At 59.4% G+C, this 15,782-nt stretch carries 11 protein-coding genes, 1 tRNA gene and 2 rRNA genes (1 of these 14 running past the window's edge); 6 read left to right on the plus strand and 8 right to left on the minus strand.

Translation table 11 applies throughout. The features are described from left to right. The 5 genes from ACV959_RS02190 to ACV959_RS02210 form a co-directional block, all read left to right on the plus strand. Positions 1 to 1,290, plus strand: a 23S ribosomal RNA gene (locus tag ACV959_RS02190) (it extends 1,653 nt beyond the left edge of the window). Positions 1,291 to 1,362: 72 nt separating this feature from the next. Next, a 5S ribosomal RNA gene (rrf, locus tag ACV959_RS02195) occupies positions 1,363 to 1,478 on the plus strand. A 93-nt stretch (positions 1,479 to 1,571) separates the two neighbouring features. Then, a tRNA-Met gene (locus ACV959_RS02200) sits at positions 1,572 to 1,648 on the plus strand. Between the two features lie 194 nt (positions 1,649 to 1,842). Next, positions 1,843 to 3,843 carry a glycosyltransferase family 2 protein gene (locus tag ACV959_RS02205; protein ID WP_475738293.1) on the plus strand — a complete coding sequence of 667 codons (2,001 nt, stop codon included), beginning with the start codon at positions 1,843 to 1,845 and terminating at the stop codon, positions 3,841 to 3,843. Positions 3,844 to 3,955: 112 nt separating this feature from the next. Next, on the plus strand, positions 3,956 to 5,260 hold the full coding sequence (locus ACV959_RS02210; protein WP_475738294.1) for a KpsE/RkpR family capsule polysaccharide export protein: 1,305 nt from the start codon (positions 3,956 to 3,958) through the stop codon (positions 5,258 to 5,260). Between the two features lie 37 nt (positions 5,261 to 5,297). Here ACV959_RS02210 and ACV959_RS02215 read toward each other — a convergent pair whose 3' ends face one another. Then, entirely contained in the window at positions 5,298 to 6,587 is a 1,290-nt protein-coding gene (locus ACV959_RS02215) for a KpsE/RkpR family capsule polysaccharide export protein (protein WP_475738295.1), read from the minus strand. Next, positions 6,580 to 7,233: an ABC transporter ATP-binding protein gene (locus ACV959_RS02220; RefSeq protein WP_475738296.1), complete on the minus strand. Its 654-nt coding sequence runs from the start codon at positions 7,231 to 7,233 to the stop codon at positions 6,580 to 6,582. The genes ACV959_RS02215 and ACV959_RS02220 overlap by 8 nt, the downstream gene beginning before the upstream one ends. 114 nt (positions 7,234 to 7,347) lie before the next feature. On the opposite strand from ACV959_RS02220, the gene ACV959_RS02225 reads away from it, so the two are divergent. After that, positions 7,348 to 9,795 (plus strand): rhamnosyltransferase WsaF family glycosyltransferase, encoded by a 2,448-nt coding sequence (locus ACV959_RS02225; protein ID WP_475738297.1) that lies wholly within the window; start codon positions 7,348 to 7,350, stop codon positions 9,793 to 9,795. Here the strand turns inward: ACV959_RS02225 and rfbA are convergent. The 6 genes from rfbA to ACV959_RS02255 all read right to left on the minus strand — a co-directional run bounded on the left by rfbA (position 9,790) and on the right by ACV959_RS02255 (position 15,478). Continuing rightward, the gene (gene rfbA, locus ACV959_RS02230) at positions 9,790 to 10,659 is read right to left on the minus strand and encodes a glucose-1-phosphate thymidylyltransferase RfbA (RefSeq protein ID WP_475738298.1); all 870 of its coding nucleotides are present in this window, start codon (positions 10,657 to 10,659) and stop codon (positions 9,790 to 9,792) included. The two genes, ACV959_RS02225 and rfbA, sit on opposite strands and share 6 nt — an antisense overlap. Positions 10,660 to 10,668: 9 nt before the next feature. Beyond that, positions 10,669 to 11,553 (minus strand): dTDP-4-dehydrorhamnose reductase, encoded by an 885-nt coding sequence (gene rfbD, locus ACV959_RS02235; protein WP_475739570.1) that lies wholly within the window; start codon positions 11,551 to 11,553, stop codon positions 10,669 to 10,671. A 2-nt stretch (positions 11,554 to 11,555) separates the two neighbouring features. Then, positions 11,556 to 12,107 carry a dTDP-4-dehydrorhamnose 3,5-epimerase gene (gene rfbC, locus ACV959_RS02240; RefSeq protein ID WP_475738299.1) on the minus strand — a complete coding sequence of 184 codons (552 nt, stop codon included), beginning with the start codon at positions 12,105 to 12,107 and terminating at the stop codon, positions 11,556 to 11,558. A 24-nt stretch (positions 12,108 to 12,131) separates the two neighbouring features. Further along, entirely contained in the window at positions 12,132 to 13,202 is a 1,071-nt protein-coding gene (gene rfbB / locus ACV959_RS02245) for a dTDP-glucose 4,6-dehydratase (RefSeq protein ID WP_475738300.1), read from the minus strand. A gap of 250 nt (positions 13,203 to 13,452) precedes the next feature. After that, complete coding sequence (locus ACV959_RS02250; RefSeq protein ID WP_475738301.1) at positions 13,453 to 14,484, minus strand: hypothetical protein; 1,032 nt, start codon at positions 14,482 to 14,484, stop codon at positions 13,453 to 13,455. A 58-nt stretch (positions 14,485 to 14,542) separates the two neighbouring features. Further along, positions 14,543 to 15,478: a hypothetical protein gene (locus ACV959_RS02255; RefSeq protein WP_475738302.1), complete on the minus strand. Its 936-nt coding sequence runs from the start codon at positions 15,476 to 15,478 to the stop codon at positions 14,543 to 14,545. Positions 15,479 to 15,782: the final 304 nt, after the last annotated feature.

The following is a 15,782-nucleotide window of genomic DNA, read 5'->3' on the forward strand; positions in this document are numbered from 1 at the left end:
GCGCCAGGAAATAGCCCCTGCATCAGACCGTACCCGAAACCGACACAGGTGGACTGGTAGAGCATACCAAGGCGCTTGAGAGAATGACGTTGAAGGAACTCGGCAATTTACCTCCGTAACTTCGGGATAAGGAGGCCTTCGGTTTGGGCAACCAGATCGGAGGGGCACAGACCAGGGGGTGGCAACTGTTTAACAAAAACACAGGGCTCTGCGAAATCGCAAGATGACGTATAGGGTCTGACGCCTGCCCGGTGCCGGAAGGTTAAGAGGAGAGGTGCAAGCCTTGAATTGAAGCCCCGGTAAACGGCGGCCGTAAATATAACGGTCCTAAGGTAGCGAAATTCCTTGTCGGGTAAGTTCCGACCTGCACGAATGGCGTAATGACTTCCCCGCTGTCTCCAACGTCAGCTCAGTGAAATTGAATTCCCCGTGAAGATGCGGGGTTCCTGCGGTCAGACGGAAAGACCCCGTGCACCTTTACTGTAACTTTGCATTGGCATTCGTGTCGGCATGTGTAGGATAGGTGGTAGGCTTTGAAGCATGGGCGCCAGCTCGTGTGGAGCCACCCTTGAAATACCACCCTTATCGTCATGGATGTCTAACCGCGCGCCGTCATCCGGCGCCGGGACAATGCATGGTAGGCAGTTTGACTGGGGCGGTCGCCTCCCAAAGAGTAACGGAGGCGCGCGATGGTGGGCTCAGAGCGGTCGGAAATCGCTCGTCGAGTGCAATGGCATAAGCCTGCCTGACTGCGAGACAGACAAGTCGAGCAGAGACGAAAGTCGGTCATAGTGATCCGGTGGTCCCTCGTGGAAGGGCCATCGCTCAACGGATAAAAGGTACGCCGGGGATAACAGGCTGATAACCCCCAAGAGTCCATATCGACGGGGTTGTTTGGCACCTCGATGTCGGCTCATCACATCCTGGGGCTGGAGAAGGTCCCAAGGGTTCGGCTGTTCGCCGATTAAAGTGGTACGTGAGCTGGGTTCAGAACGTCGTGAGACAGTTCGGTCCCTATCTGCCGTGGGTGTAGGAGAATTGAGAGGATTTGTCCCTAGTACGAGAGGACCGGGATGAACATACCTCTGGTGGACCTGTTGTGGCGCCAGCCGCAGTGCAGGGTAGCTATGTATGGACGGGATAACCGCTGAATGCATCTAAGCGGGAAACCCACCTCAAAACCAGTTCTCCCTCGAGAGCCGTGGAAGACGACCACGTTGATAGGCCGGGTGTGGAAGCAGGGCGACCTGCGTAGCTTACCGGTACTAATAGCTCGATCGGCTTGATCGCTCTCATTTATCAACGCCCATCACACTACGTGACAAAATGGAAATCCCATTTGCTTCCGATGTGTTTCGCCGGCCTGGTGGCCTTCGGCGAAGCGATCAGACCCGATCCCATCCCGAACTCGGCCGTCAAACGCTTCAGCGCCAATGGTACTATGTCTCAAGACCTGGGAGAGTAGGTCGTCGCCAGGCCTGCCAAACACATCACAAAAAATGCCTCCTCACGATCCCCTCTAAAAAGCGCCGCGACACCCCATTCCACGCCGCGCTTCCTACGAACCATGCCGCGGGGTGGAGCAGCCCGGTAGCTCGTCAGGCTCATAACCTGAAGGTCGCAGGTTCAAATCCTGCCCCCGCATCCAGATTAATGGAAATGTCGGCTGAGCCGCTGCCGGCTTGTTGACCCTGCGCCCCTGTCTGCTTAAAAGCGGTTTCTGCGGACGTTTGTCTCCGCCCCTTCCAACTGTCGGTCGCGCCGATCTTTTGGTCGGCCTGTCTCTTTCATAGCAGACAGTCTCAAGCGCCTCCCGGGGACCGCGACGAAAAAGAGGCGTTCTTGGCTGATATTTCCGTTGGACGTGCCGCCGGATTCGCGCTCGAACCCGCAAAAGACATTGTCATATCGGACGGACGATATGCGTCTCTTTCCGACAATCCCTGGTTTCGCCTCCGTCTTGACGGGACGCGCAGGGATGTCAACGGGTTTCTCTTTCTGAATTACGTCGCGGGCAGGGTCGACGATCCGATTCGACCGGTTATGCGATTCTGGACAGGCCCCGAAGCCTTTTTTGACCATATCCTGCCGGCGCCGACCGACGACGTCGGAATCGCTCTCGCACACGTTCCGAAGGGCTGCGTCGAAATCTGGATCAGTCCCACTAACCGAAAAGGATCTTTCGATTTTTCCGTCCTGTCACTCGAAAGCGCCTCCGTATTCGACGTGCTGGCGCGCGCTTTGCGTGCGCCCAAGCGTCTTTTCTTCGCCTTGTCGGCCGGTCTCGTGAGGCTGCAGGCGGAAGCCGAGCTCAATTGGCGGTGGGCCTTGGGGGCCGCGCCCCTCGAAAGCTATGAAGCATGGCGCAGGGCGCGGCGCGCTTCCCGTCCTGCGGCGCAATCGTTCGTTGACGCCGATGCAACGTTGCGTATCGAAATCCTTATCGAAATTGGCGGCGCAGAAGCGGAGGCGATCGACGCCACATGCAATTCGATTCTGGCTCAATCCTACGCAAAAGCCGGCATACGGTTTCTCGGCGCCGCCTCCTCAGCGGCCGCCGAGAGCCGTCGAGCCTTCTGGCGAGACAGGTTCCCGTCTGCCGCTGACGGCGCGCATCCGGCAACGCCCGATTTGATCGCCTGCATTCGAGCGGGAGATGTTTTCCTCGAAAACGCGATCAACGCCTTCGCCGCTTCTTTTCTCCTCCGCCCGAACCGACATCTCGCCTATTCGGACGAAATCAGGCGACGTCGCGGCGCGCCTGCGCGGCGCGTCTTCAAACCCCGCTGGAGCCCTACGCTCCACACATCCTGCCCTTACATCGGACGGGCCGCTTTTTTCCGCGCAGAGCTCCTGACCGAGGATCTGCTGTGCGACAGTCGAGCCGCCGAAGATATCGTGGAACGCATCGCAGCGACATGCGGCCCAGACGAAGTCCACGCGATCGCCCGGCCATTGCTCGAACTTCCCGAAGATTCTGCTCCCACCGTTCGCCGTCTCGACGCCCGATACAAGGGGCAGCCGCCAGCCGTCGGCATCGTCATTCCCACGCGGGACCGGGCCGACCTCCTGGAGCCTTGTCTCTCAAGCCTTTTCGAGCGCAGTTCCTACGGCAATTTCCAGGTGGTCGTCGTCGACAATGACAGCGCTGAAGCTCGAACGCATCAGTTGCTCGCGCAAATGCAGGCGCGCGACCGTCGTCTTCGCGTGCTCCCTGCGCCTGGTCCCTTCAATTTTTCCGCGCTGAGCAACGCCGGGGCCGATGTCGTCGACGCTGACTATCTTTTGTTCCTCAATAACGATACGGAGCTGCTCACGCCGGATTGGATCGAGAGGCTGCTCTTTTTCGCCAGCCGTCCAGACGTTGGCGCCGTGGGCGCCAAGCTGCTCTACCCCAATCGCCGGGTCCAGCATGTGGGCGTGCTGCTTGGGATGGGCGGCGTCGCCGGCCATTTCGGCGCGGGGGCCAGCGAACAGGAACCCGGCTGGTGGGCCCGCAACCTCGTGCCCCATGAAGTTGCTGCGGTGACCGGGGCGTGTCTGATGGTCGAGCGGCGCAAGTTCGACTCCGTCGGCCGCTTCGACGCGGAGAACCTGCCGGTGGATCTCAATGACGTCGATCTTTGCCTCCGCCTTGCCGAACGGGGCTGGCGAACGATCTGCCAGTCGGAAGTTCTGTTGATCCACCGCCAGTCCGCCAGTCGCGGCGGCGGATTGCGTCTGCAACAGGTTTATGACCGCGAGAGGAGCTATTTCACGCAACGTTGGCGGGCTGTCATCCGGGACGATCCATATTTCAACCCAGGTTTGTCGCTATACGCCTATGAGGAGAGTCTGCCATAGGGCTCTGCTTGCGCCATTCTTCTCCGCTCGATAATTTCTGCCGCGGCGAGGCGCCTGAGCGCGGGCGGGTCGAGATTCTGGAGAGCCGGCGCCAACCGCCGGATGAAGGCAGATGAACACACCCACGCCCTCCCGATTCTCCAGGCTTTCGAGTCTGGTGACTGCGGCGCGCTCGGGACTCGGCGCGCAGCTTCCGCGCGGCCGCGATCTTCAATCGGTCGCTGACGATTGGAAAAACAGGCTGCCGGCGCTGCCCTGGCGTCAGGGCGGGGACGCCGTTGCGGACGCCTTCACGGCGGCCGGTTCGGGCGGCGGGCTTCTATGGCGCAGTTTCGTCGCGGTCGTCCTGCTTCCGACCTTTCTCTACTGGCTTTACGCCGCGCTCTGGCAAAGCGAGCGCTATGTCACTGAGGCGCGGCTGACGGTGCGTGAGGCGCAAAAGAAGGAACAGAGCGGCGTCGACGCGTCCTCGATGATTTCCAAGCTCACCGGCTCCGCCGGGGGACCGAGCAAGGATACGCAAAATTCCTATATGGTCCTCAATTACATAAAGAGCCGCGCCATCCTGCTCGATCTCGGCGGGCGGCCGTATCTCGAGCGCAAGTTCTCAGCCTCCGGGGTCGACTATTTCTCGCGGCTCTCCAGAAATTCGACCCTTGAGGATTTGTGGAAATACTGGCTGAGCCACGTCTACGCCAGCGTCGACAGTCTCTCGGGCATTTTAACCGTTCGCGTCGACGCCTTCCAAGCGCAGGACGCGGTCGATATCGCGAAAGACATCGTTCGCCTGAGCGAAACGCTCGTCAACAAGATCACGGTGCGCAACCGTGCGGACGCTCTCGCGCTGTCGGAGATCGAGGTCAATCTGTCGCGCGAAAAGCTCGCGGAAGCGCGCGAGAAAGTTCTCCAGTTCCGCAATCTGAACGTGATGATCGACCCGGGCGCCCAGGCGATGAGCGTGACCGAGATGATCACCAAGCTCACGATGGAGCGGATCGAACTCGTCAATTCCCTGTCGACATTTTCCTCGTCCCTGTCGAGCGAGTCGCCCGCGACGCGCTTGCGGAGAACGCGCATCGCGGCGATCGACCAGCAACTCGCCGAACTGAAGAAAAAGCTCACCGACGGTCAGGCGTCCGACACCGTATCGGCGCAGATCGCGACCTATGAGAAGCTCAAGCTGGAAGAGCAATTCGCTGAAAAGATGTACACCGTGGCGCAGGCGGCCTATCAGACTGCGCGTCAGGATCTCGAGCGCCAGCAGCTCTATCTCGTGACCATCGTGACGCCTACTCTTCCCGAGTCGGCGACCTATCCGAGGGTCATCGCCAACACCATCCTGGTTTTCGCGTCTCTCGTCGTCGCCTGGGCGGTGGTTTCCCTCGTGGTCGCCAGCATCAACGACCAGATCGATTGAAGGCGCGCGAGACGGCGAGCCCGCCGCCCCGCTTCCTTTACTTCGCCATATGATCGCGGACGAGGAAGGCCAGCGCCACGAGAATCGCCCATCCGAGCGTCGCCGGCGCGACAATGATCGACCATTCGATCCAGCGCCTCGGATAGATCGATTTTTCAGCCAGCGTCGGACGCAAGAAAGGGGAAAGATAGGCGCGGCGACTTTCCAGATCGACGCGCGCGTTTTCATAAGCGGTCGAGGCCAGCGCATATTGTTGCTGGGCGATGGCGAGATCCACCTGCCGTTCCGACAGGACGCCCGCATGCCCCGCGAGCGATCCGCTATTGTCGGCGCTCGCGATTTGCGCGGAATAATCCGCAATCTGTTTTTTCAGGCTGCTGACGCGCGCCTGCAGGAGCCGCACCTGCGGCGAGTCCGTCGCGGCGGCGCTCGCCTGCAGCGCGAGGCTTTCCTGAGCGGCGGAGAGCTCGAATCTCAACTGCGTGATGATCTTGTTGATGGCGTCGGCCGCGGTGGGCGCGTCGAGCACGCCCTCCGCGTTCCGCGCGTCTCTCATCGTCGCCGTGGCCGACTTCAGACGCTCTTCCGCGCGCGTCAACTCCGCGCGCGCCTGCGCCAGCGCGTCGCGCCGCGAGCGCGTCGACAATTCGTTGACCAGTTGCTCCGAGAATTCGACGATGTTCTGCGTGATTGCGAGAGAATCCTGCGGCGTGAAGGCGCGGACGTGGACCGAGATGATCCCCGACAACATGTCGAAACTGGCGTCGACCCTCTTTTTCCAATATTTTTCAAGCAGCTCCATCGGATCGGTCGGGTCGAAAGCGGAAAAATAATCGACGCCCGGCCGCGAATACATCGCCCGCAGATCAAGCTTTTTGTCGAGCGCCTCGACCATCGCGCGGCTGCGTATGTAGTCCGCGACGACCTGCGCGTCCTGCATCTGCTGGTCGCCGTGTCCCCCGCCGGCGCCGAGCGCGGTGAGCGACGAGCTGTCGGCGGATTTCAGCGCGAATTTGGCTTCCGTCACATATTGCTTGCTCGCGATCAGTCCCCAATAGATCGACGCTGCGAGAACCGGGATGACGACGCAGGCCACGAAGCTGGCGACGAGGCCTGCACGGAAGGCTCGGTCGCCGCGACGGGCCTTGAACCCGCCGCCGCCTGCGATGACGCTCGTGGGCGTTCGCGACTTGTTGGCGGCGCGCCGTAGCGCGCGAGAGATCGCCTTGGCGGCCTGTTCTGCGTCCTCGGGCCGCATCGCCTCGCGCGGCGCGGCGCGGGCGAGGGGGCTCGCGCCCGGCCGGTTCGTGGCTCCCGGCTCAGGCATTGAGTTTCTTGTAGAGTTCGATCGCGTCGTCGACATTGTCGAAGAGATGCATCTGCCCTCCGGCGAGGACAATGCCGCGGTCGCAATATTGCTTGATCGTCGTCATCGAATGCGAAACCATTATAATGTCCGACTTTTGTTTCCGCTTGGCGAATTCCTCCTTGCAACGCGCCGAGAAGCGGGCGTCGCCGACGGCGGTGACTTCGTCGATCAGATAGCAGTCGAAATCGATCGCGATCGATAGGCCGAAGGCGAGGCGGGCCAGCATGCCCGACGAATAGGTGCGGATCGGCACGTCCATATAGGAGCCAATCTCCGCGAAATCCTCGACGAAACTGACGACCTTGCGCACGTCCTGCCGGTAGACGCGCGCGACGAATTTCACATTCTCGCGCCCCGTCAGCAGGGGGTGCAGACCGCCGGAAAAGCCGAGCGGCCAGGAGATGCGGGCCGAGCGGCGCACGCGGCCGCCATTGGGCAGCTCGGTGCCCGACATTAGGCGCATGAGGGTCGATTTTCCCGCGCCGTTGACGCCCAGGATTCCATAGCTTCGCCCCGGTTTGAAATCCACGCTGACGTGGTTCAGGACGATCTTCCGGTGTCCGTTCGACTTGTAATATTTGAAGACGTTTTCGAGAGCGATCATGAGCTTCCCGCGGCGGACCGACCTGACGTTGCTAGGACGGATTTCTGGCTAATCGGTGACCGTCCGCGGCTTCCGGGGGCGCCATTCCCGCGCCGGCTGGGCTAGACAGAGGACATGAGACAGGAAACCGCTTTTCAGGCCGTTCGCCGTCACCTGCGCAACGGCTACGTCATTTTCACGACCCGCGGGCCAGTCGCCCTCTATGGGGCCGCCATGCGCGAGGCGGCCAAGCTGGTCGATTCCCCGGTGGGCGTCTTTCTGGCGCCCAGGGACATTTTTCGGGACGGGCCGCATTTTCTGCGCGAGCACGGGTTTCGCGCGACGATCGGCGCAGTGCTGCGGCAGACGGCCGCAACCTACGATCCGCCGCTCGGACGCCGCCGGAACCCGATCAACGATCCGCTGCGCGAGCGCGCCATCAGCTACTACCATACATACGAACTGACCAAGCCCGACGGCGTCGTCCCCTCGCGCCGGCCGGCGAACGAACTGGACTTCGCGCTCGAGACCCCTTTCGCCTTCGACCCGCAACCGCGGGCGGAGGGGCCGATCGCGGCGATCGTTCACGCCTTCTACCCCGAGATCATGCCGCTCGTGCTGGAGAAGCTCGAAAACGTCCCGACGCCGGTCGATCTTTTCGTTTCGACGAATTCGCCGGAGAAGAAACAGGCGCTCAAGGAGGTTTGCCGAAGCTGGCGCAAGGGCCGCGTCGACATTCGGATCACGCCCAACCGCGGCCGCGACATTGCAGCGAAATTTTTCGGATTCCGGGACGTCTACGCCAATTACGATCTGTTCGTTCATCTGCACACCAAGCGTTCGCCTCATGGCGGCGAGGCGCTCGCGCGCTGGCGTGACTATCTGCTCGAGCATCTTCTCGGTTCGCCCGACATCGTGCGCTCGAACCTTCTCCTGTTCGACGATCCGAAGATCGGCGTCGTCTTTCCCCAGCATCTCTTCGAGATCCGCGGGATTTTGAACTGGGGCTACGACTATGATCTCGCGCGCGGGCTCATGAAGCGCATGGGCGTCGAGATCGACAAGAATCTCGTGCTCGAATTCCCCTCGGGCTCGATGTTCTGGGGTCGAAGCGCCGCCTTCCGGCCGCTGCTCGATCTCGACATCGGTTTCGAGGATTTTCCCGAGGAGGGCGGCCATGTCGACGGCACGCTCGCCCACGCCATTGAGCGCTGCCTGCTGATGATCGCGGAGTCGAAAGGCTACGAATGGCTCAAGATCGCCCGTCGCGACCTTTATCCCATGCCGCAGACGCTGCTGACCGTGAACGCCCGGGAGGATCTCCCGGCGCACCGGCTGAAGGTCTTCCAGCCCTGTCTCGGAAATGTCGACAACGGGCTGCGCCCGCAGGACCGGGGAATACTCGAGATCAAACAGCTTCTGTCTTATCCTTCGCGGAACGAGCGTCCGCGCCTCAACCTGCTCACACCCACCGTCAATCCACATCAGATCTTCGGCGGCATCGCGACGGCGATGAAGCTCTTCTCCGAACTCGCGGACGCGCTTGGCGAAGACTACGACCGCCGCATCATCGCGACGGACGCGGACATCGAGCCGGAGGGCTACGCCGCGCTTCCCGACTACGAGGCCGCGCCCCACGCCGCCAGTCTCGATCTGGGACGGCGCATTCTCATCGACGCCTATGAGCGCGAGGGCAGCCGGCTCGATCTGCGCGCGAACGACATTTTCATTGCGACCGCCTGGTGGACTGCGGGTTTCGCTCTCGATCTGGAGCGCGACCGCGCGCGTCTTTTCGGGAGCGAGTTGCCGTTCATTTATCTGATCCAGGACGACGAGCCCTATTTCCATGGGCGCAGCTCGCGATACGCCCTGGCGGAGGCGACCTACCGTCACGGCGACCGCACGATCGCGATCATCAACTCGGAAGAACTGTTCTCGGTGATGACCGCGAAATACCGCTTCCGGGACGCCTATTGCGTCCCCTACGTCATGAACGAACGCATTTCGGCCGCCTTGCAGGAGGCGCCGCGGGAGCGTCTGCTCCTCGTCTACGGACGTCCGAACGTGAACCGCAATTGCTTCGAAATGATCTGCGACGGGCTTTTCCGGTGGCAGCAGCGCGATCCGATCCGGGCGAGCCGCTGGCGCATCGTCTTTCTCGGCGAGGAATTCCCGGACGCTCTGCTCTATCCCGTGCAGAACGCCGCCGTCGGCGGAAAGGCCAGTCTGGAGGATTATGCGCGCTATCTGAGCCGGGCGAGCGTCGGCGTTTCGCTCATGCTCTCGCCCCATCCGAGCTATCCGCCGCTCGAGATGGCGGAAGCCGGATTGCTGACGATCACGAACGGCTTCGAAGGCAAAAATCTCGCGAATCGATTCGAGAACGTCGTTTCTCTTGACCTGCTGGAGCCCGCGGCGCTCGCGGATGCGATCGAATCGGCGGTCGCGACGATGGAGCCGCGCGTCGGCTCGATCGTCCCGCGCGCGCGTCCGAAGCCGCTCGCCTCCGACGCCGCGCCGGTTTTCGAGATTCGGTCCTTCGCGGAAAAGCTGCGCGCCCTGCGCGCGCCCCCGACCCTATAGGTCGCGTTCGCTCAGAACCTGCTCTATATATTGGCCGTATCCGCTCTTCGCGAGCTTCGAGGCGGCGTCGCGGGCTTGCGCCGCGTCGATCCATCCCGCGCGAAAGGCGATTTCCTCTAGGCAGGCGACCCGCTGTCCCTGTCGCTGCTCGATGGCGCGGACATATTCGCCCGCTTCGAGGAGGGATTCGGGGGTGCCCGTGTCCAGCCAAGCGAAGCCGCGGCCGAGCCGCACGACGTTGAGTTCGCCGAGCTCCATATAGACGCGATTGAGATCGGTGATCTCCAGTTCGCCGCGCGGCGAGGGCTTCAGGCCGGCGGCGAATTGCGCAGCGCGCGTATCGTAGAAATAGAGCCCGGTCACCGCCCAGTTCGATTTCGGCTTGGCCGGTTTCTCCTCAATGGAGATCGCCCGGCCGGTCGCATCGAAGTCGACGACGCCATAGCGTTCCGGATCGCGCACATGATAGGCGAAGACCGTCGCCGAGCTCTGATGCGACTGCGTCAGCGCGTCCGGAAGGCCGTGGCCGTAAAAGATGTTGTCGCCGAGGATGAGGACGGAGTGGCGGCCCTCGACGAATTCGGCGCCGATGATATAGGCCTGCGCCAGCCCCTCCGGCTTCGGCTGCACGGCGTAGGACAGCGAAAGGCCCCATTGGGCGCCCGACCCCAGCAGCCGCTTGAAGGACGGCAGGTCCTCCGGCGTCGAAATGATGAGAATTTCACGTACGCCCGCGAGCATCAGCGTGCTCAGCGGATAATAGATCATCGGCTTGTCATAGACCGGAAGCAGCTGTTTCGAGGTCACGAGCGTCATGGGATGGAGACGCGTGCCGCTTCCTCCGGCGAGAATGATTCCCCGCATGCGAATGTCCTATTTTGACGCCTCGAGGAGGCGGATGACGCAGCTTTCGAGAGACCGCCGCCACGGCGGCAGCGTCACCCCGTAGCGCGTCGCGAGCTTCGTGTTGTCGAGACGGGAGTTCGCCGGCCGGCGCGCGGGCGTTGGATAATCCGCCGTGGCGATTCGCCTGACGCGAACCGGCTTTCGCCCGTGTTGCGCGGCGACGGCGAACGTGGCTTCCGCCACGTCCGCCCAGGTCGCGTCCCCCTGTCCGGTGAGATGGAAGACGCCGCGCAAATCCGGCGAGGCGTCGCTGCGGAGGCGGCGCGCAATGGCGAACAGCGCGTCCGCAATGTCGAGCGCGCAGGTCGGATTGCCGGACTGGTCGGCGACGACGCCGACCTCGTCGCGCGTCTCGCCGAGCCGTAGCATCGTCTTCACGAAATTGGCGCCGAAGGGGCTGTAGACCCAGGCGGTGCGCAGGATCGCGTGATCGGGATGGATTTCCGCGATTTTTTGCTCGCCCGCGAGCTTGGAGCGCCCATAGGCGCCGGTCGGGCCGGTCGGATCGTCCTCGCGATAGGCGCGATCGAGCGTTCCGTCGAAAACATAGTCCGTCGACAGATGCAGCAACGGAACGCCGAGCTCCGCCGCCGCTTCCGCGACATGGCCGGCGCCGTCGCCATTGACGCGCATGGCGACGTCCGGCTCGCTCTCCGCCTTGTCGACCGCCGTATAGGCGGCGGCGTTGACGATCGCGTCGCATCCGGCGTGGCGCAGCCCGGCGAGCACGGCGCCGCGGACGCCGAGATCGAGCTGCGGACGGCCGAGGGCGATGATCTCGACGTCCCTGGGCGCGCGCTCGATGAGCGCGCTCACGACTTGGCCGGTCAGTCCGGTGACGGCGAGACGCAGGGTCACGGGAACAACTCGGCGATGTCGCGCAGACGCGGCAGTTTCTGATCTTTCGCCGAGAGAACCGCCTTGTCGTCGGCGACCGGCCAGTCGATCCCGAGGTCGGGGTCGTTCCAGGCGACGCCGCCATCATGCTGCGGCGAATAGAAGTTCGTGACCTTGTAGACGACCTCGGTGTCGGGCTCGAGCGTCACGAAGCCGTGGGCGAAGCCGATGGGGACGAGGAGTTGCCTCCAGTTGTCCCAGGAGAGTTCGACGGCCACGTGGCGGCCGAAAGTCGGCGACGAACGTCGAAGGTCGACGGCGACGTCGACGATGCGTCCCCGCACCACGCGCACCAGCTTGTCCTGTGCGAAGGGTGGGGTCTGGAAATGAAGGCCGCGCACCGTTCCGACGTCGCGCGAGAGGGAATGATTGTCCTGCACGAAGTTGTAGCGCAGCCCAGCCTTCTCCCAGGCGGCCGCATTGTAGGTTTCCGAGAAAAAGCCGCGGTCGTCGCCGAATTTCCTCGGCGTCACGAGCTTGAGGCCCTCGATTTCCAGATCTTCGAACACTGCCGCTATCCCCTCGTTCGAGACTCAAGCCGCGGAGGTCTTCTGGCCGTCGATGACGCCGAGCCGCTCGCCGCGATATTTGCCCGACCGAATCGCCTGCCACCAATCCGGGTTTTCCAAGTACCACTGCACCGTCTTGCGCAATCCGGTCTCGAATCGCTCCGCCGGGCGCCATCCGAGTTCGCGTTCGATCTTCGTGCTGTCGATGGCGTAGCGAAGGTCGTGCCCCGGACGATCCGTCACGAAAGCGACGAGGTCGCGGTAGCCGCCCGCCCGGGGGCGAAATTCGTTCATCAGGTCGCAGATCGCGTGAACCACGTCGATGTTGCGCCATTCATTGCGCCCGCCGACATTGTAGGATTCCCCGGGAACGCCGTCGCGCGCCACGAGCATGAGCGCCGCGGCGTGATCCTCGACATAGAGCCAGTCGCGGACGTTCTCGCCCTTGCCGTAGACGGGCAGGGGCTTGCCCTCGATGGCGTTGATGATCATCAGCGGGATGAGCTTCTCGGGGAAATGATAGGGGCCGTAATTGTTGGAGCAGTTCGTCACGACGGTCGGGAGACCGTAGGTGTGTCCCCAGGCGCGCACGAGATGGTCCGAGCCGGCCTTGGAGGCCGAGTAGGGCGAATTCGGCGCATAGGGCGTATCCTCGCGAAAGAGTCCTTCCGAGCCCAGGGAGCCGAACACCTCGTCAGTCGAAATATGTTGAAAGCGAAAGCGCTTCGCGCGGTCCGCGGGAAGCGCCCGCCAATATTCGAGCGCGGCTTCCAGCAGGACGAAGGTGCCGACGAGATTGGTCTCGATGAAGGCGGCCGGGCCGTCGATCGAGCGATCGACGTGGCTTTCCGCCGCGAGATGCATCACGACGTCGGGCTGAAATTCCGAAAGCGCGCGCGCCACGGCGGCGCGATCGCAGACGTCGCCCTGCAGGAAGGAAAAGCGGGGATCGCCGGCGATCGGTTGCAGGGACGCCAGGTTGCCTGCGTAGGTGAGCTTGTCGAAAACGAGAATATGATCTTCGCTGTCGCGAATGAAGGCGCGCGAAACGGCGGACCCGATGAAACCGGCGCCGCCGGTGATCAAGACTTTCATGCCAAACCCGCCTCTCGTGGCGCGATGCCCGCGTAAGGACGCTCCTGCGGCTGCGGTCCTGGCGTTCCGGCAAATCGAAGCAAGAGAGCCCTTTTTTAATGACGCAGAGTGTCATTCCAGCGCCGCCGCGCTTTGTCAATGTCGGGCGATGGGGGGCTGTAGAGCTTTTGGTCATAGCCGGATACATAGGGATCACGCCCGTGCTCGCCGCCTGTTCAAAAGAGGCGCTCTACACTTCCATAGCCCTCGTTTATTGCGTCAGCCTACGAAACTCACCCGGGGTGAAGGGAGGAGGAACGTCCATGTTGCAGTGGTTGCTAGGCATTCGTAATGGCCATTGAACAATTTCATTAATGCTGTTGGGATGGCGTTTCATAAATGCATCTATGGCTTCGATTTGGGGCTTGTTGTGATACAGAAGCTCTCCGATAACAATTTTCATTCCAGTTTTTTCTGCAGTATTAAAGACGCCTTCCAGAGTATTATTCAAATCTGTTTCGGATGTTTCATATAAATGAATATCTATTAAAGAAGTTTTAAAATTAACAGAATTATATATTTCAATTATACGATTGACGCGATCTGTATCACCGCTAGCACAAGAAATTCTGGCGTCGGAATGCCCAAAAAATTTTGAGTATCGGGATAAAATTAGCTTATCATATCGAACTAACTTTTCATAATATTCACTTTTAAGGTAACGACTAGGGCAGCCCTCGTTCACCAAGTCATAAGAAACTTTGATGCGTTCTCCCGCAATTTCACCTATTGATGACCTCAATTTGGAGATAAAATTCCAATTTTCGTCGATTAATGATAGATCAAAACAATCACCCCATTCGGAAGTTCTGCAGTGGGGAGAATTTCGTCCTTGGGCGCCGAACACCACAGTCCAATATTTAAAGCCTGCAGCTATGACATCTTCAGTGAATAAAACGACATTTTTCGCAACAAAATTTGCGTCACTTTCGCGTGACGAGAAAACCCCCTCGTTTGGCGAGTTGCTAAACCATATTATTGTACGTAAACTGTCGAAACCAGATTTTTTAGTTATCATCAGTTGCTTCTTTACGAGGTCGCGCACACGCGGGATAAAATAATAAGGTATCGCTGCTCCACTTTTCATCGTTACGGCATGGCCTTCGGTCGAGCATGCATTTGCCTTTTCCATGTCGAGTGCGAAGTGAGTATACGTCACGCCTAACAGCGGAGCTTCGGAAGCCCTCACTCCTATCTGAAGTATAAAGATAATAGCTACCGCGAGCGCGAGAACATTAGCCATCTTAGGTTTCATCATTTTTGCCCCACCCACAAAGCCCGAACGCGTGACACAATAAAACCTACTTGGCGAGCGAGCATACCTCATTAAAAAAAATTGGGTTCTCTGCCCAGAATATCGGATCGACGAAAGCAAGCCTGCTGGATCTCTTTAAAAAAATCGTATCTAAAGATGATCTAGTAATAATATTCTTTCGCCACTCAGACTTAATATGCTCTTCAATAAATTTAAAAATAAATGACTCATAATCCACTTCAATCTCTCTCACATGTTTAAGCATTTCACAGGAAACCTTGCCCATCAGTTCCTTAGCACATTTGCTTTTACGTAAAACGTCGATTCCTTTTATATCTCTACTATTTATTATACGGATAAACTCAATTTCTGTAGTAGTAAATGACTTATTGATTCTGATGCCCGTCTTTATATCAGATATATTGAGAACATTTTTAAAAAAATGAAATGATGTGTCGTCAATTTCTTCATATCGAAAGATTTTTATTGCATCGCGTCCAAACGGCGCTGCCCATTTCTTTAGAACGTCATTGACGTTTAAGATATGACTTTGCAATGGACGCGTCATTAATTCAGAGTAAAAAAGCAAAAATGATCTCTTGTCACCGTGCTTCACAAGCTCTTGCCACCACGCCCAAACCGAGTCTGGCAGGTTCCGCAGATAAAAAATTATACTTACGTTTTCAAATTTCAGCTTGCTAGCTAGCAAGGATATTCCTTCCGATGAGAGCCTTGAAAAGTTTTCACTAGATAGTATTATAGTACCAGAACACGCATTTAATTCATCAATCATACTATCAAGATTGTTGCCGGGTCGATTGACTGCGAGACAGTCGACAAATTTATGATGTCCATACTCTGAAAAGCCAATCTCAGGATATTGAAAGCCTGCGCGTGCGAGGCTAACGCGGTTATATACCAGCGCTTGCTGAATTGCTGTCGAACCGGTCTTATGCGGGCCAATATGTATGATCAGATTCATAGAGGTTTCTCCCTTAGCTATCGCGAGCTACTGCTCTTCAATTTACTTATCAATGTATGAAAGTAAACATCAAATACAGAATCTTTCGGAGAGTGTTTGTCAATAAACAATCCTTAAGGCAATCCTTCCCAAGCATGGGTCCGCGGGTGCTCCCAATCTAAAGCACTCTCAAGGAACCTGCCTCGTGACGAAGTTATGGGCCGGCTGCCATCCCGATTTGATGGAAACTATCTGTCACCGTCGGTCGCGAATAGGATCGAGAATTCGATGAATTTATCCGGTGCTTGGACCATTGAGGTGCCCT

The sequence above is a fragment of the Methylocystis sp. Se48 genome, from assembly GCF_056269425.1.